We start from the raw sequence: 17,711 nt of genomic DNA, 5'->3' as shown, positions 1-17,711 counted from the left end.
GAAACATTTTACTTAACTAAATGTCTTTAGTCAAGGGAAAGTTTTACTTTTTTGCGAGAAATCGTGCGGTTTTGGGGCAGATTTTCATGCCCATGATGGAAAACGGCTATTTGGATGGGTTTCGTCAAGTACATACTCCCGTTTTTTTATCCCGTTCGCTCAGTTCACCCAGCGTCGCGCGTTGCGGAACATCCTCATCCACGGGCTATCCTCCTTCCAGGAAGCCGGACGCCAGGAATTCTGGATGCTGCGAAAAACGCGCTCCGGGTGCGGCATCACAATCGTGAAACGGCCGTCAGGCGTGGTCAGTCCGCTGATGCCCTCCGGGGAACCGTTCGGATTCAGCGGATAGCGCGCGGTGACTTTGCCGTGGTTGTCCACGAATCGCAGTACTACGAGCTTGCGAGCCGCCGACAACTGGGCGCCATCTCGGAATTCCGCGAAGCCCTCGCCGTGCGCGACCGCAATCGGCATGCGGCTGCCCGCCATCCCGTCGAAGAACAGCGACGGGCTCTCCGGCACCTCCACCATGGCCACGCGGGCCTCGAACTGCTCGGAACGGTTGCGCACGAAATGCGGCCAATGCTCCGTACCGGGAATGAGCTCGTGCAGATTGCTCATCATCTGGCAGCCGTTGCAGACACCGAGCGCGAAGGCATCGTCACGCCGGAAGAACAGGCCGAACTGCTCGCGGGCGCGGGCATTGAACAGAATCGATTTCGCCCAGCCCTCCCCGGCACCGAGCACGTCGCCATAGGAAAATCCGCCGCAGGCGACGAAGCCCTTGAAGCCTGACAACGCAAGCCGGCCGATGATGATATCCGTCATGTGCACATCGACGGATTCGAATCCGGCGCGGTCGAAGGCTGCCGCCATTTCTATCTGGCCATTCACGCCCTGCTCGCGCAGGATCGCGATCTTCGGGCGCACGCGCTTGAGGATGAAAGGCGCCGCGATGTCTTGCGCGGGATCGAATGTCAGCCTGGCATGCAGTCCGGGATCGGCGGCATCGAGGATGCGATCGTATTCCTGCTGCGCGCATTCCGGATTGTCGCGCAACCGTTGCAGGTGATAGGTAGTCTCCGACCAGGCGCGCTGCAGCGCCACGCCGGATTCGCTATAGACCTCTTTGCCCTTCGAATGGATGATGAGCCGGCCGCTGCGATTGAGGGTGCCCAACCGGCAAAACTCTGCAGACAGGCCGGCTGCTTCGAACGCATTCTTCACGGCATCGAAACTGGTCGACCTGACCTGGAGAACAGCGCCCAGTTCTTCGTTGAACAGCGCCGCCACGACTTCTCCTTCGACATCGACGGTCACGCCGACATGCGAAGCGAACATCATTTCCGCAAGCGTGACCAGCAAGCCGCCGTCGGACCGGTCGTGATAGGCGAGGATGGCGCCTTGCCGGTTGAGTTGCTGGACCGTCTCGAAGAACACCTTCAGCTTCGCGGGAGAATCCACATCCGGCGCTTCGCCGCCGACCTGATCATGCACTTGCGCCAGTACCGACCCACCCATCCGGCTGCGCCCCGCACCGAGGTCGATCAATACCAGCACGCTGTCGCGATCCAGCGGCTGCAGTTGCGGCGTGAGGGTATTACGCGCATCCACGCAAGGCGCGAACGCAGATACGATCAGAGACAGCGGCGCAACGACCTCCTTGTTCTTTTTGCCGTCCCGCCACGCCGTACGCATCGACATCGAATCCTTGCCCACCGGGATGCTGATGCCAAGTTGGGGACACAATTCCATCGCCACCGCTTCGACAGTATCGAACAGCACCGCGTCTTCTCCCGGATAGCCGGCCGCCGCCATCCAGTTGGCCGACAATTTGACGTCGCCGATTTTCGCGATGCGCGCCGCTGCGATATTGGTGAGCGCTTCGCCCACGGCCATGCGCCCGGAGGCTGGTCCATTGAATACGGCCAGCGGTGTCCGCTCACCGATCGCGAAGGCTTCCCCACGATACGTCGTGAATCCCATCAGCGTCACCGCGACGTCGGCTACAGGCGTCTGCCAGGGGCCGACGAACGGATCGCGCGAGCACAATCCGCCAACCGTGCGGTCGCCGATCGAAATCAGAAAAGTTTTGTTCGCCACCGTGGGAAAGCGCAGCACGCGCAACACCGCCTCCTTGAAATGGATTGCGGAAAAATCCAACACGGGAAGCGCGCGCGTTCGCCGCTTCACGTCGCGGGTCATCTTCGGCGGCTTGCCGAGCACGACTTCGAGCTGCATATCGACCGGATGATTGCCGAACTTGGGGTCCTCGATTTTCAGCCAGCCGTCGCCGGACGCGGTTCCGACCACCGCAAAAGGACAGCGCTCGCGCTCGCACAAGGCTTCGAAGGCGGCGAAGCGCTCCTGCGCGACTGCCATGACATAACGCTCCTGCGCTTCGTTGCACCAGATCTGCGCCGGCGTCATGCCCGGTTCTTCCGATGGAATGTCGCGCAAGTTGATGTGGCCGCCGCGACCGGCGCCATGCACCAGCTCCGGCAATGCGTTGGAAAGCCCGCCCGCGCCCACGTCGTGAATCGACAGGATCGGATTGTCCTCCCCCATCGCCCAGCAGCGGTCGATGACTTCCTGCGCACGGCGCTGGATCTCCGCGTTGCCGCGCTGCACGGAATCGAAATCGAGATCGGCGATGTTCGCACCGGTATTCATGCTCGATGCCGCGCCACCGCCCATGCCGATCAGCATGCCGGGGCCGCCGATCTGCACCAGCAACGCACCCGCCGGCACGCCGGATTTCAACGATTGCGAGGCAGGAATCGAACCGACGCCGCCGGCAAGCATGATCGGCTTGTGATAACCGCGCACTTCGCCGCCGACCGATTGCTCGAAAGTCCGGAAATAGCCGCACAAGTTCGGACGGCCGAATTCGTTGTTGAACGATGCCCCACCGATCGGACCTTCCAGCATGATCTGCAGCGCGGACGCGATGCGCCCCGGCTTGCCGATGGCGTTCTTCTCCCACGGCTGCACGAAACCGGGAATGCGCAAATGGGAAACGGAAAACCCGGTCAGCCCGGCTTTCGGTTTTGAGCCACGGCCCGTCGCGCCCTCGTCGCGGATCTCCCCGCCGGAACCGGTAGCCGCTCCCGCGAAGGGCGAAATCGCCGTTGGGTGATTGTGCGTTTCCACCTTCATCAGAATATGTGTCTGCTCGGTGGCGTATCGGTAGGTTCCGGACGCGTCCGGATAGAACCGGTCGATCTCGGCGCCTTCCATGATCGAGGCATTGTCGGCGTACGCGACCACGGTCCCCGCGGGATGCGTCGCATGCGTATGACGGATCATGCCGAACAGCGACTTCGGCCGCTTCTTGCCGTCAACTATCCACTCGGCGTTGAAGATCTTGTGCCGGCAATGTTCGGAATTGGCTTGCGCAAACATCATCAGCTCGACGTCGGTCGGGTTGCGCCCCATGCGCCGGAAATTCTCCAGTAGATAATCGATCTCGTCGTCCGACAGCGCCAGCCCCATTTCGCGGTTTGCGCGCTCCAGTGCTTCACGGCCGCCGGACAGCAGGTCGATCGTGGCCAATGGCTGGGGGGCAACGTGCTGGAACAGTTGCGCCGCTGCTTCGAGCGAATCCAGCACGGTTTCGGTCATGCGATCGTGGAGCAGCGGCAATAGCGCCGCCTGCTGCGCTTTATCGAGCGGGCCGCCCTGCTTCGTGCTGACGTAGTAGGCCACACCGCGTTCGATCCGCTCCACAGTGTCCAGCCCGCAGGAATGTGCGATGTCGGTGGCTTTCGAGGCCCAGGGCGAGATTGTGCCCAACCGCGGCACGACCAGCAGCAAGCGACCGGCTTCGGAAACCCCGGCCGGTGCCGGACCGTAGGTCAGAATACGTTCGAGGACCTTGCGCTGCGGGGCCTGCAGCGGAACTTTCAGCGCGGCGAAATGCCAGTATTCCGCGGTGATGGCGGTAATGACGGGAGCGGTTCTCTTGAGGGCTTGGGTGAGCTTCTTGAGGCGGAATTCCGACAGGGCGTTGCGCCCGCGCAGCGTCAGAAGATCTGGCATTTAGGCATCGGCGAGTCGTTAAAGCGGAATTATAGCCTCCCTGTGGTTTAAACTGTCTCCTATGCCCCGAGCATTCACCCCGGTCTTTCTCGCCAGGGAAATCCACGAGATCGAACAGGCGGTACTGTCGCAGCCCTCTCCACCGCTCTTGATGGCGCGCGCGGGAGTTGCCGTGGCGGAGTTCGCGCGCGATTTGCTCGGCGATCGCGGCAAACGCGTCCTGCTGCTCGCCGGACCGGGTAATAACGGCGGCGACACCTTCGTTGCGGCGCGCCAGCTCAAGGAATGGTGGTACGACGTCACCGTCGTATTCACCGGACCGGAAGCGAAACTCTCGGCCGACGCCAAAGCAGCGCTGGCGGATTGGCGCGCGGCCGGCGGCGCGCTGCACGAATCGATTCCGTCGAGCGGCGACTGGCATCTGATTGTCGACGGGCTGTTCGGCGTCGGACTGGAACGCCCGCTAACCGGCAAGCATGCAGAACTGGTGAACTGGAGCAATGCCTCCGGCGTTCCCATCCTCGCCATCGATATTCCCAGCGGACTGCATGCCGACAGCGGGCGCGTGCTGGGCTGCGCGGCCCGGGCCCACCATACGCTTACGTTCATCGGCCTGAAGGCGGGTTTGTTTACGCTCGATGGTCCGGACTACGCCGGCGAAGTTCGTCTCGAATCACTCGGCGTCGACCTTCCCGAAACCACCGAACCGCGGGGCTGGCGCATCGAATCCGCCCTGATCGCGAGCGTGCTGCCCCTGCGAAGGCGCAACAGCCACAAGGGTACGTTCGGCAACGTCGGCGTCCTCGGGGGCGCGCCCGGCATGGTGGGCGCCGCGTTACTGGCGGGACGCGCGGCGCTGAAACTGGGAGCCGGACGTGTCTTCCTTGGATTGTTCGCCGATTCGCCTTCGGTGGATCTCGTGCAACCGGAATTGATGCTCCGGGCTGCGCAGGATTTGCTCAAGACCGAGGGATTAGACTGCATCGCGGTCGGCCCTGGACTGGGCGAATCTCAGGCGGCGCAGCACGCTCTTGCCGCCGTCCTGGCCCATAAGGCGCCGCTGGTTCTCGATGCCGATGCACTGAACCTCATCGCGACCCATCCGAAACTGCAGAAAAGTCTCGCGGCGCGGACCAGCGCCTCGATCCTGACTCCGCATCCGGCCGAGGCGGCCCGTTTGCTCGCCACCAGTACGGACAAAATCCAGCATGACCGGATCGCGGCTGCGCACACGCTGTCCGCACGGTTCAACGCCGCCGTGGTGCTGAAGGGAAACGGCAGCGTCTGCGCGCTGAAAAACGGCGACTGGTACCTGAATACCAGCGGTAACCCGGGAATGGCCGCTGCGGGAATGGGGGATGTGCTGACTGGGATCATCGCGTCGCTTACTGCCCAAGGTGGCGATCCTGACCTCGCGTTGCTTGCCGGTGTCCATCTGCACGGCCTGGCAGCAGACAGGCTGGTTGCCGCCGGCATCGGGCCCGCTGGGCTCACCGCTTCCGAAGTCATAGACGCCGGGCGCAAGCTTCTCAACGAAGCCCGGTCCTGACCCGTCAGGCAGTAACGCTACGCACCGTGAAAATCCCGAGCACGGTCATGACGATCGAACCGATCAGATGGCTCGATATCAGCAGGATTGCCCACGCATACCGGCTTTCCATCAGCAAGCCGACCGCTTCCGCGGAGAAAGAAGAAAAAGTCGTCAGACCGCCGAGAAATCCCGTGATCACGAACAGGCGCATCTCGACCGGGAGCCCGCCCTGTTGGGAGAAATACTCGACAGCAACGCCGATCAGGTAACCGCCGATCAAATTGGCTGCCAGCGTGCCGAGAGGGAGATTGGGTGTGACGGCATTCAACGCAATGCCCAGCCACCAGCGCAGCCACGCGCCCAGAGCAGCCCCGACGCCAACTGCTATGAAACCCGAACCGCCCATTTGCCGTTCCCCACAGCCGTTAAATGGCAAATGATAATCGAGAGCACCTCAGTTCCACGGACAATCGTAGGTGCAGTCGGGCTGCCGCTGCCGCGAAGCCATCTTCAGGGCGAAAAGCTGCTCTTCACGCGCGGCAATCAATGCTTCCGCTTCCTGCATCGGAAAATTACCCACCTGCGCACTGTGCATCAACGAAATCGAAAACGCGAAGTGGCCGGCGCTGTTAGCATCCTTGCCATATAACTCCCAATAGCGATCGCGCAGTTTTTCCTGTTCTTCCACGGCGGTAATCCTGCCCGTGTCACGCTCTGCCCTGACTTCTGCCCGATAGGATTCAAATTGCTGATCAGTGGTGGGCCGATTCAGATGCGCGCACGCGGGCAGCATCAATGCCAGGCATAGCAGCATTATTCTTTTCATGGTTGTCTCCTCACTAAAAAACACTATTGCATCTACAAAAAATCCTATCCACAAAAAATCCTTAGTGCCGCGCAGTATCCGTGGCCAGGACAACGCCGTCGTCGGCAAATCTCGGCTTGGGCACGCCATGGCGCCGCAACAGGCTGAACACGACCGGTACAAAGAACAGCGTGGCAACGGTCGCGAGCAACAACCCACCGATCACTGCTCGGCCCAGTGGCGCATTCTGCTCGCCGCCTTCTCCGAGTCCGCTCGCCATCGGCGCCATCCCGATCACCATGGCGGCCGCCGTCATCAGCACCGGCCGCAGACGCGTCGAGCCGGCTTCCAGGGCGGCTTCGATCGGACTCATGCCGTTGCGCAACTGCTCATTGGCGAAGGACACCATCAGAATACTGTTCGCCGTGGCGACACCAACGCTCATGATGGCGCCCATAAGCGAAGGCACGCTGAAACTGGTTCCGCTGAGGAACAGCATCCAGATGATTCCGCAGAAAGCGCCGGGCAGCGCCGTGATGATGATGAAAGGATCGGTCCAGGATTGAAAGTTGATGACCATGATGAAATACACCAGCAGCACCGCGGCGATCAGGCCGATTCCCATGCGGGTGAAAGCGTCGTACATGCTCTCTGCCTGGCCGGCAATTTCAATGCGGGTATTGTTCTTCTGTTCGAGCGCCTTTGGGATGAATTCATCGACTACCTTGCGCACATCGGAAGCGACGGCGCCGAGATCCCTGCCCTGCACGTTCGCGTACACGTCGAACGCAAGCTCCGTATTGACGTGATTGATGATTGCCGGCAGCTCCACGTGCTTGACCGTCGCCACGTTGCCCAGGGTCTGCGTAGGCGACTGACCTTTTCCCGGCAGCGGTATGTTCAGCACCGCTTCGACCGAATTGAGCGCCGTCTCATGCGGTTGAACCACGACGACCTGATACGGCCGGCCGGTCTTCGGGTCGTTCCAATAATTCGGCGTCACGACAACGCTGGACGATGATGCGATCAGGAAGTTCTCGGCGATTTCGCGCTGAGAGAAGCCGAGTTGCGCGGCGCGGGTGCGGTCCACCTGGACGCGCAGCGCCGGCTGATTCATGATCTGGTGAACGTGTACATCCACCGCGCCGGCGATGCGTTTCATGCGCGCCTCGATCTCCTTGGCCAGGTGAAAATTCTTGTAGTCGCCGCCGATGATCTTGACGTCGATCGGCGCCGGCAGCCCGAAGTTCAGGATCTGGTTCATCATGTCGCCGGGCTGGAAGTAAAACGTGCACTCCGGAAACTGTTCGGGAAGTCTCTGGCGCAGGCGACGCACGTATTCCTTCGTGGCAACCTGGTGATCTGGTTTCAGCGATACCAGGATTTCACCGTCTCCGGATGACAGCGTGACGTTGTCGCTATAGGCGAGGTTTGTCGAAGGCGGGATGCCGACATTGTCGATGATGACGTCCAGGTCCTTCGCGTCGATCGTGCGACGGATCTCGTCCTGAACCTTCGAGAAAATCACGCCCGTATCATCGATGCGCGTGCCGGCCGGCGCATTGACGTGCAAACGAATCTGTCCGGCATCTACCACCGGGAAAAATTCCCAACCGATGAACAGCACCGCGCCGGCGGAACCAATCACCAGCACAATGAACAGCGCGAAGACGGTGACCCGGCTGGCAAGTGCCCATCGCAGCGCGGAAAGGTAGTTACGGCGCAAACGCTCGAAGCTGGTTTCGACGACGCTGTGCAGCCGCGCCATCACACCGTGACCATCGCCGTGCTCGTCCTCCAGCAGGAGATAGCGCGACATCACCGGCACCAGCGTACGCGACAATCCGTAAGAGGCCAGGATGGAGAACACGACCGCCAGCGCCATTGGCGTGAACAGATATCTGGCGGCGCCGGTCAGGAGCAGCACCGGCAGGAACACGATACAGATGCACAGCATCGACACCAGCACCGGCACCACGATCTGCTGCGAGCCGTCCAGGATCGACTGCTTCAGGCCTTTGCCCATCGCAATATGGCGGTGGATGTTTTCGATGGTAACCGTGGCATCGTCGACCAAGATGCCGACCGCCAAGGCCAGCCCGCCGAGCGTCATCAGGTTCAGCGAATACCCCATCGCCGAAAGCATGATGATCGAGAAGAGGATTGCCAGCGGAATCGATGTCACCACCACCACCATCGAGCGCCAGCTTCCGAGGAACAGCAGGATCAGCAGGCCGGTCAGTACCGCCGCCATCAGGCCTTCGACGACGACCGCGTGCATCGCATTGACAACGAACACCGACTGGTCGAACAGGAAGGAAAGCGACAGACCCTCCGGCAGCGTCACGTTGGACAGCCGCTGCCGCACGTCACGAATGATGTCCAGGGTGGACGCGCCGCCGCTCTTGAGCACCGTGATGAGAGCCGACTTGCGGCCGTCGTGCCGTACCAGGCTGGTCTGTTCGTTGTAGCCGTCACGCACATCGGCGACATCGCGGATGTACACCATTGCGCCACCGATGGTCCTGATCGGCAAGTCGCCAAGCTCTGCGATCTTCTCCGGGCTATTGTTGATGCTCAGTACGTAGTCGCGCGATCCGATCTGGGTGGATCCCGTAGGCAGATTGACGTTCTGGCGATTGAGCGCGTCGTTGATGTCTTTGACGGTCACGCCTTTCGCATGCATGCGGAGGGGATCGGCATCGATCATCACCAGCCGCGGCCGCCCGCCGTAGGGCAGTGGTACCGTGGCGCCCGAAACCGGCACCACTTCGTTGCGCACCAGCCATAGCCCCTGGTCGTAGAGCTGCTGTTCGCTCATGGTGTCGCTACCGAGCGCGATTTGGAGGATCGGTACGCTGGAGGCATCGTACTGCACGATCTGCGGCGGCTGCTGCCCCGGCGGCATGCGCCGGATAATCGTTTGCGACGTCGCCGTGATCTGGCTTACCGCCTGGTCAATCCGTACCGATGGCTGAAAGTAGATGCGGATGACATTCTTGCCGTTGATCGTATGCGACTCGATGCGCTTGATGTTGCTGACCGTGGTATTGATCTGCTGTTCGGAAAAAATCGTGATCTGCTTTTCGAAGGCATCGGCAGGAATGCCAACGTATTGCCAAATCAATGTGACGATCGGCTCCGCGATTTCCGGGAAAATGTCCTTCGGCATGCGAAAGATGGAAACGATGCCGAGCAGAACGATCAGCATCGCTACCACAACGAAGGTATAGGGCCGGCTCAGCGCCAGCCTGACGATCCACAACGCCCTCTCCCTATCCGCAATTGTTGCAACAATGTTGCTTTAATGTTACAAGTTTATGGCTGGCGGTTACAAGAAAAACCGTTTGAAATCATATGTTTCATTCTGACATTATTATTTCAAAATGAAATATTGTGCGACGCAAACAGGCAAGAACCCCAGGGGAGGGAGAATGAAATGAGCGCGCCTTCACGATTCGTTTATGCACGCCGCAACAGCATTCGATCCATGCGCGGCCGGGTTTCGGGAACCGCCCTGGTCATCGGGCTCGCCGTCGTCATGGCGGGTCTGTTCTCGATCGGTTTGTGGCCGAAGTGGAATGCCTTGAAGGTGGCCCAAGCCGAAGCCGGCAAGGATGAGTTGCAAGCTGTTATGTATGTGCCCGCGAAGCGGGGCAGCCAGAAGGCCGATATCGTATTGCCGGTCAGCCTTTACGCGATGCAGGAAACCACCATTTATGCGCGAACCAACGGTTATCTCAAGCGCTGGCAAGTGGATATCGGTGATCAGGTCACGGCAGGACAGGTGCTCGCCGAGATCGAGGCGCCGGAAGTCGACCGTGAACTCGATCAGGCGCACGCATCCCGCGCGCAGGTCAAGGCCAATCTGGAGCTGGCGCGGGTTACATCAGAGCGTTATGCAGCACTGCTGAAGGAAGAGGCCGTTTCGCCTCAGGAAGTCGACGAGAAGCACGGAGTGCACGAGGCGCGCAAAGCCGACTATGCGGCGGCGGAAGCCAATCTGCGCCGGCTCGAGCAAATGAAATCGTTCCAGCGCGTCACCGCGCCATTCTCGGGAACGATCGTCGCGCGCAACGTCGACGTCGGCTCATTGATCCAGGCTGGGAGTGCGTCTTCCTCCGGCTGGCTGTTCAAACTGTCGCAAACAGACACGATTCGCGTGCATGCAGCCGTTCCACAAAGCAGCATGCGGATGATCAAGCCCGGCATGACCGTTGACCTGGTAGTGCCCGAACTCGGCGAGCGCGTCTTCCCCGCGAAGGTGATGCGCAGCGCGGGGGCCTTCGATTCGGCCACACGCACCATGGTGGTGGAAATGCATGTGCCCAATCGCGAGGGACCGCTGTTGCCGGGCATGTATGCACAGGCAAAGATCAACCTGGTCAATGCCGAACCGAATCTTCAGATTCCGATCAACGCGCTGATGGTCGGTGGAGAAGGCACCCGCGTGGCCGTTGTGGATACCGGCGGTGTCATTCATATCAAGCCGGTGAAAGTCGGCCGCGACTTCGGCAAGGAAGTGGAGATCCTCGCCGGCTTGACGGACAACGAGCGCGTGATCAACAACCCGCGCGACAGTCTGGTCGAAGGGTCCAAAGTACGAGCGACGGAAATGCAGGCGCATAGCGATAAGAAAGACGCGCCCAAACCGGCTGCGGCGCCGACAGAAAAACCCAAGTCCTGATTCGACTCCGATGAAAGCGCGCTTTCTGCTGACATTGGCAATTGCGATGGTGGTTTCGGGCTGCATGCGCGCCGGCACCGACTATGTTCGTCCAAAGGCGACGCTGCCGGTCGCATACATCGAAGCCGGCCCATGGAAGGAAGCCGCGCCGAGCGACGAAGTGATTCGCGGCAGGTGGTGGGAGATTTACGGCGACGTGGTGCTCAACCGGCTTGAAGAACAAGCCCGGGTGTCCAGCCCGCGCGTGCAAGCCGCTGCCGCGAGAGTGGAACAGGCTCGCGCGGTGCTCGGTTTCAATGAGGCCGGCCGTTATCCGACACTGGAATTTTTTCCCGACGCTTCGCGCTACCGCGTATCGGGCAATCGCCCCGATCAGCCGAACAAGGTACCCGGCAATGTTGCCTACACGACGGACCGCTTCAAGCTGCCCCTGTATGCGTCCTACGAAGTCGATCTGTGGGGCAAGATTTCCCGACTCGAGGAGTCCGCAAGCCGGCGCATGGAAGCGAGCGTCGCGGCCTACCACGGCGTTCTGCTGATACTGCAAAGCGATCTCGCACAAGTTTATTTCCAGTTGCGCGCCGCAGACGAGGAACTTGCGCTGCTCACTCGTGGCATCGAATTGCGCGAGCGAGCGCGCGACCTGGTTGCCTCGCGTAAACGCGGTGGCCTGGCCAGCGAGCTCGATCTCGCCCGCGTCGAAACCGAGCTTGCCGCCACGCAATCGGAAGCTCAGGCGGCACTTCGCCGCCGCAATGATTTGCAGCACGCACTTGCCGTGCTGACCGGCGCAATGCCTGGCCCTTTCGAACTCGGTGTCGAGCCATTCGTGCCGCGACCTCCCGTCATTCCCGTCGGCATGCCCGCCGATCTGATCGAGCGGCGCCCGGACGTAGCGGAAGCCGAACGCCTGCTTTCGGCGCGCAATGCCGACATAGGTGTAGCGCAAGCCGCACTGTTCCCCTCGATCAGGCTAACAGGCGCGCTCGGCTTCGAGAGCGCCGAGCTGTCCGATCTGCTGAATCGAGACAGCCAGATCTGGCTGCTCGGTGCATCACTGGCGCAGCCATTGTTCGACGGTGGACGCTTGCGCTCGAACGTCGATCGCGCCCGCGCGGTCTATGCGGAAAGTCTCGCCAACTATCGCGAGCGTCTGCTGGTTGCGTTCAAGGAAGTGGAAACCGCGCTGTCCGCATTGCGCATCCTGGACCTTCAGCATGAGAGTCAGTTGCGCGCGGTGAATGCGGCGGAGCGCGCCGAACAACTGGCAACCGCGCGCTACAAGGCCGGATTGGTCAATGTTCTGGAGCTGGTGGATGCGCAACGCACCCGTTTGCAGGTCGAGCGTGGTCGCCTGGTGGTGCGCCAGCAGCAGATGCTCGCCAGCGTCACGCTCATTCGCGCGCTCGGTGGTGGGTGGGCCGAACGGCGTGATGCATCCGGCACGGCGTGGGTTATGCCGGCAAGACAGGGACCGGGCAGCTAGCGCACCGCCATTCGCTCCGGGTCAGTAGGTCGCGGTGATCACGTTTATTGCCCTCATCACCGTATACCCCGTGCTTTCCTTCTTCAGGTCCAGTTCCTTCGCGTCGGATTCAGTGATAAAGAAGGCGATCTCGACCTCGCTGGTCACCTTGACCACGATCTCGGCACTGACCGGACCGAGAGTAACGGGACTTCACCTCATCCTTGAGCAATTCTAGCGTTGATCATTATGTGTTTTCCTTTGACGCTTCCTTCGATCGCTCAGAACCCGGTTGATCTTTCCTGTGCGCTGGCACCGCTTTGAATGCCGACCATATCAGCAGCACGCCCAGCAAGATCTTCAATCCTGCTGCCGGTACGAACCCAATCATCGCTGCACCAGCAAGCGCGCCGACAATCGAGTCTGTTGCCAGCGAACGAAAGTATCCGCGCATCGATGGAGACCGAAGTGCGCCCAGTTGGCGGTACTTCATAAGACCGACCATCATCGCGGGCACGCTGATCAGAATACTGAGCGTTCCGGCCGATTTCACAGGCACGCCAAACCCTACGACGAGTGTTGGGATGATGAGTTCCCCGCCGGCAACACCCAGCAGACTGCTGACCAACCCGATCGCCATCCCTGCCAGGACGCCGGCGATTAGCTGGACTGCGGCATTCGTTCCCAACAAGCCCAACGGCGACAACGGAAACACCGCTTCCGCGAGCATGATCGCGCCAAGCACGAACAGCAGCCCCCGGATCAGCATCGCGAGATTCAGGGAATGCAAACTCGCGAACATCTTCGCACCGCGACTCGCCGCGAGGGCTGCTCCCAGCGCGATAGCGACAGCGCCGGCGACGTAACGCATCTCCGGTACCGCTGGCGCCTGCAACAGCCGCAATGGCAGTGCAGCCAGCACCACGCACAGACTCACTGACAGGTTCAACGGCACAGCCTCACGCAGCGGCACCCGGAGTGGCCCCAGCAGCAATGGCAAACGGAACTCCGCGCCTCCGAGACCAATCAACCCTCCGGCGATACCCGCTGCCGCCGCCCCAACTGCTGCAAGCTCAGTTTCATGCTTCATGCCAGCGCACCGTCAGCGCGGTTCCTCAACGCGGCCCAATTCGATCGCCGTGACCTGCCTTACCCAGCGAGCATGTCGTTTTTCGTCGGCGACAACCACGCGCAGCGGCCCTTCCTTGCCGGGCAGTGGACCGCCGTTCTTCCGGTAGCAAAGCAGCAGCACACGCTCGCGGAATATCGGATCGGTCTCGGCCAGCGAAAACAACACCCGGTAGCCGTCAGCCGCTCGGAGCATCATGAACTCCGTAAGACGATCACCGCGCACGGATTTGCCGAGCGCGACACCGACCGATTCCAGCAATTGCGCGATCGGCACGCCGGTGTAATCCGATGACTGGCCGGAATCATCTTCAACCGTCACCGCGATGGCACCGGCAGCTTCCAGGGCAGCGAGTGAAAATGTCCCGAGCACCGCCCCCCCTTGCCTGATGGTAAGCAGCGTCTGGACGTCTTCCGCGGCGGGGGCCAACGCTGGCAACAGGCAATGGAGTATAGCCGCGATGCGGCAGTACCCCGCCATCCGGCAGCGGATGTCCGACGTCATGCTCATGCCGATAGTCCTGCCAGCACAACCATGGATCAATCCACTGCCACGATCACGTTGTTGGCCTTGATGACCGCGTAGACGACAGAACCTGTCTTTAACTCCAGTTCCTTCGCCGCCGATTCAGTGATGACCGAAGTGATCTCCACGCCATTTGCAACGCTGATAACCACTTCAGTACTGACCGGCCCATGCTTGACGCTTTTGACCTTGCCCTTCAGTTGGTTCCTGGCACTGATCTTCATGCTGCCAACCTCCTCGTATTGGTTGAACTGTTTCAGGGCTTGCCGAATCCGTATTTTTGAAAGATCTTCGTCCCGGCATTGGATTGGACGAAAGCAATGAAATATTTCACGACGATTTTATCGCCGGAAGCCCTAATGGCTGCGATGGGATAAAGGATAGGCTTCTGCGTGGGTACCTCAAGTACGATTCTCACCTTGTTCGGGAGAATGGCGGCATCAGTCCGATAGACAAAGGCGGCTTCGACTTCGCCTCGGGAAACATAGTCGAGACTCTGTCGCACATTCTGCGTGTTGACCACTTTGGGCTCCAACGCGTCCCAGTGACCGGACGCTGTGAGTACTGCCTTGCTGTATCGACCGACCGGCACGCTGTCTGGATTGCCGATCGCGACATGGCGGATTTCGCTTTTCGTCAGGTCATTCAGCGACGCGACCGAGAGTGTCGAGTCGACCGGAACGACCACAACCAGCGAGTTGCGCACGAAGTCCGCGCGCGTTCCCGCCTCCACCAGACCTTCCACCTCTGCCTTGTCCATGGTCTCCTGATCCGCGGATGCGAAGACATCCACCGGCGCGCCCTTCGCTATCTGTTGCAGGAGTTGCCCCGACCCGGCGAAATTGAAGACGACTTTCGTATCCGGATGTGCACGTTCGAATTCGTGCCCGATGTCGGTAAAGGCATTGGTCAGGCTCGCTGCCGCCGAGACGATCAGATCGGCGGCCATCGCGCTCACCCCGAACTGCAAGGCAAGCAGCGCAATCGTTACTTGCATGAGTAGCCGGTACATCGCGTTGTCGCTCCTTCGCTTCTGGGTTGAGAGTGGCATCCGCATGCTAGAACCTGAGGCGAAAGCCGGTGGAAGCCGTGAATATGTCGTGCACGAAGATCGTCGTGCTGTTCGACTCGAACGCGTCTCCCCTGTAGTGCGAGAAGATCGCGCCGGTATAGAGCGTCGTGCCCTTATACAGTCTGTAGGTGAGCAGCCCGCCCCACGCGTCGATGTACCCTCCCAGATAGCGGCTGGGAAACACGCCCACGGGCGTTCCGAAGTTGTATCTTGGCAAGCCTACCCACATGTAGGCGGCGTTCGCGTTCAGCTTCTCGGTGAAATCGTAGTCGAACCCGAGGTGGCCGATATTGAATTTCTGGGTTTCCCCGACATAGGCCGCGGACTTGGCGACATTCTCACCATAGAGATTGCTGATGAACGGAATGTTGGGATCGGGGGTCGGCGCCTTCAGCTGCGCCTGCTGGATGCCGACTTGCGTATGCAGCTTGTCGGTCAGCTTGTACTTCGCTGCCAGCATCAGGGCTTTTTGGTCATAGGCGGTCAGGTCGATCACGTTGGACAGCGTGGCGTCCGTGGCAGTCTTGAGCACATCCTTGAATTCCTCGTAGACCAGCTGGACGCCGAAGCGTTCCGTTTCATAGCCGAGATTGCCCGCGAAGCCCTGGTTACCTTTCTTCAGACCGCCATTGCTGCCGAATCCGTACAGCAGTCCGAGATTCACATCCCCTAACTTGTGCTGGTACTTGATGCTCGAGTCGACGCGGCCATTTTCGGAAATGCCTCCCCCTGCACCATAGACGCCGTTTCCATAGATCGAGAAGAGGCCTGCCTTCTGCAGCGGAGCATAGCTATTTAGCACATCGTTAATCAGGTTGGTATTTCGACCCACGGTAATCCGACCCCATTTGTCCCCGGAAAACCCGCCGACTGCCTCCTTGGCGAACAGCTGGCCATTCAACGAACTGGTGGCGTAGGCCGTCGTCGGATATCTGGAATTGATCGACTCATTGTGAGACTGGTCCGTCAACTGGCCTGTGGCCGGGTTGATTGCAGAGTCGAGAACGACGAAAGCCTTGAGGCCGTCGGCGCCGATGTCCCTGGTCGCTCGAATGCCCCAAGAGGAAGTCGAGAGCGCGCTATTGAAGATGCCGGTCTGGCTGGACATGTTGGAAGCAGGATAAGGCACCTGCGCGCCACCGGGTCCCGTGGGCGTCGTCCTCGGATATCTCACCCCGCCGGAAATATACGGACCGATTGAAGTCGGCATCTCTCCGCTCTGCACAAGAGAGTGACTTGTGTAGCCGACGGACAAATCGATGGTACCGAATACTTCGACCTTGAAATTGTCGGTCTTGATCACCGCTACGCCACCTTCGCTGCTGGTCGATGTCGGGCCTTTGCTTGTTGCATTGTCCGGCGGACTGACCTGGTTCCCGGGTTCCGCTTTTTTCTCCGGTTCGGCCGGAGCACCTGTCGTGGACATGAATTCGTCGTACTCCTCCTGGGTGATGATGCCCTTTTTCAACTGCAGGTCCAGCAGTCTCTTGATTGGATCATCCGCGTAGGCCACCCCGGACAACGTCATCATTCCAACAGCCAACGCCGCTGCTCCCTGTTTGAAATTGGTCCATTTGCAATTTATTTTTTTCGATGCTTTCACGGCCTTCTCCCTTTCGTAATATCGATACATATATAACGAAACATAAAATTTTTTATGTCACCGCGCGAATCGTCTTGCGCGGGAGCGGCGGCGGCCCCGCCGCCTCCAATCCCGTCAACAGCTCGCGGATCGATCCTTCATCCAGACGCCCTTCTCCATCCCTGTAGGGTGCAGCCTTCACATCGACTACTTTTTCCACCCTGCCCTCATTCAAAATGATCACCGTCTCGGCAAGCATGGACACATCTTCCGGATCATGCGTGATGGCCAGCATCGGCACCTTGAACATTGCCCGCGTGGCGACCAGCTCGGCACGCATGCGTCCGCGCAGCAGCGGATCAAGCGCCGCAAATGGCTCGTCCAGCAGCAACAGGTCCGGACGTCGGATCAGTGCTCGCGCCAATGCCACGCGCTGGCGCTGTCCTCCGGACAATTGCACGGGATACGCATTGTTCAACCCGCGCAGTTCGAACAAATCCAGAAGTTCCGCGACACGACGTGCCGCTTCCATCGGCAGCTTGCGCTCCCACCAGCGCCTGACGCCGAATCCTATGTTTTCCTCGACGTTCAGGTGCGGAAACAACGCGTAGTCCTGGAACAGGTAGCCGACGGCCCGCGCGTTCGCACGCACGTCGATGCCGGCAATGGAGTCGAACAATACTTTTTCGCCCACCACAATCCGCCCGTAATCGGGTCTTTCCAGGCCGGCGATGGCGCGTAAGGTCAAACTCTTTCCGGCACCCGAAGGGCCGAATACCACGCCAAGGTTGTCCTCGCAGGTGAACTTCACGTCCAGCGTAAAATCGCGCCCGTTCGAACGCAGTGTTTTGCGGATATCGACTTCGATGCGCAT

General features: G+C 60.3%; 13 protein-coding genes. 3 read left to right on the top strand and 10 right to left on the bottom strand.

Going from position 1 to position 17,711, the window contains the following annotated elements; genetic code table 11:
* Positions 1–159: 159 nt before the first annotated feature.
* Positions 160–4,041, bottom strand: coding sequence for a phosphoribosylformylglycinamidine synthase (gene purL, locus HY067_16350; protein ID MBI3529524.1), 3,882 nt, complete (start codon positions 4,039–4,041; stop codon positions 160–162).
* A 61-nt stretch (positions 4,042–4,102) separates the two neighbouring features.
* Here purL and HY067_16345 point away from each other — a divergent pair, with 61 nt between their 5' ends.
* A complete protein-coding gene (locus tag HY067_16345) occupies positions 4,103–5,590 on the top strand; it encodes an NAD(P)H-hydrate dehydratase (GenBank protein MBI3529523.1) in 1,488 nt (495 codons plus the stop codon).
* A gap of 4 nt (positions 5,591–5,594) precedes the next feature.
* Here HY067_16345 and crcB read toward each other — a convergent pair whose 3' ends face one another.
* From crcB to HY067_16330, 3 genes are all read right to left on the bottom strand, one after another.
* Positions 5,595–5,978 (bottom strand): fluoride efflux transporter CrcB, encoded by a 384-nt coding sequence (gene crcB, locus HY067_16340; GenBank protein ID MBI3529522.1) that lies wholly within the window; start codon positions 5,976–5,978, stop codon positions 5,595–5,597.
* A 48-nt stretch (positions 5,979–6,026) separates the two neighbouring features.
* Complete coding sequence (locus HY067_16335; protein MBI3529521.1) at positions 6,027–6,386, bottom strand: hypothetical protein; 360 nt, start codon at positions 6,384–6,386, stop codon at positions 6,027–6,029.
* A gap of 73 nt (positions 6,387–6,459) precedes the next feature.
* Positions 6,460–9,642, bottom strand: a complete 3,183-nt coding sequence (locus HY067_16330) for an efflux RND transporter permease subunit (GenBank protein ID MBI3529520.1) — start codon at positions 9,640–9,642, stop codon at positions 6,460–6,462.
* 174 nt (positions 9,643–9,816) lie between these two features.
* Here HY067_16330 and HY067_16325 point away from each other — a divergent pair, with 174 nt between their 5' ends.
* A complete protein-coding gene (locus HY067_16325) occupies positions 9,817–11,064 on the top strand; it encodes an efflux RND transporter periplasmic adaptor subunit (GenBank protein MBI3529519.1) in 1,248 nt (415 codons plus the stop codon).
* Between the two features lie 10 nt (positions 11,065–11,074).
* Positions 11,075–12,550 carry an efflux transporter outer membrane subunit gene (locus tag HY067_16320; protein ID MBI3529518.1) on the top strand — a complete coding sequence of 492 codons (1,476 nt, stop codon included), beginning with the start codon at positions 11,075–11,077 and terminating at the stop codon, positions 12,548–12,550.
* A 226-nt stretch (positions 12,551–12,776) separates the two neighbouring features.
* On the opposite strand, the gene HY067_16315 is transcribed toward HY067_16320, so the two are convergent.
* The 6 genes from HY067_16315 to HY067_16290 are packed head-to-tail and all read right to left on the bottom strand — an operon-like array spanning position 12,777 to position 17,711.
* Positions 12,777–13,619 carry a sulfite exporter TauE/SafE family protein gene (locus HY067_16315; protein MBI3529517.1) on the bottom strand — a complete coding sequence of 281 codons (843 nt, stop codon included), beginning with the start codon at positions 13,617–13,619 and terminating at the stop codon, positions 12,777–12,779.
* A 12-nt stretch (positions 13,620–13,631) separates the two neighbouring features.
* Entirely contained in the window at positions 13,632–14,168 is a 537-nt protein-coding gene (locus tag HY067_16310; protein MBI3529516.1) for a molybdopterin-dependent oxidoreductase, read from the bottom strand.
* 29 nt (positions 14,169–14,197) lie between these two features.
* The gene (locus tag HY067_16305; GenBank protein ID MBI3529515.1) at positions 14,198–14,407 is read right to left on the bottom strand and encodes a TOBE domain-containing protein; all 210 of its coding nucleotides are present in this window, start codon (positions 14,405–14,407) and stop codon (positions 14,198–14,200) included.
* Positions 14,408–14,439: 32 nt separating this feature from the next.
* Complete coding sequence (gene modA / locus HY067_16300; protein MBI3529514.1) at positions 14,440–15,195, bottom strand: molybdate ABC transporter substrate-binding protein; 756 nt, start codon at positions 15,193–15,195, stop codon at positions 14,440–14,442.
* 46 nt (positions 15,196–15,241) lie between these two features.
* On the bottom strand, positions 15,242–16,858 hold the full coding sequence (locus tag HY067_16295; protein ID MBI3529513.1) for a porin: 1,617 nt from the start codon (positions 16,856–16,858) through the stop codon (positions 15,242–15,244).
* 52 nt (positions 16,859–16,910) lie between these two features.
* Positions 16,911–17,711 (bottom strand): ATP-binding cassette domain-containing protein, encoded by an 801-nt coding sequence (locus tag HY067_16290; GenBank protein MBI3529512.1) that lies wholly within the window; start codon positions 17,709–17,711, stop codon positions 16,911–16,913.

Source organism: Betaproteobacteria bacterium (assembly GCA_016194905.1).
In the GTDB taxonomy this organism is placed as follows: domain Bacteria; phylum Pseudomonadota; class Gammaproteobacteria; order Burkholderiales; family JACQAP01; genus JACQAP01.
The sequence above is the reverse complement of the archived record's forward strand: the minus strand, read 5'-3'. Positions and strand labels throughout refer to the sequence as shown.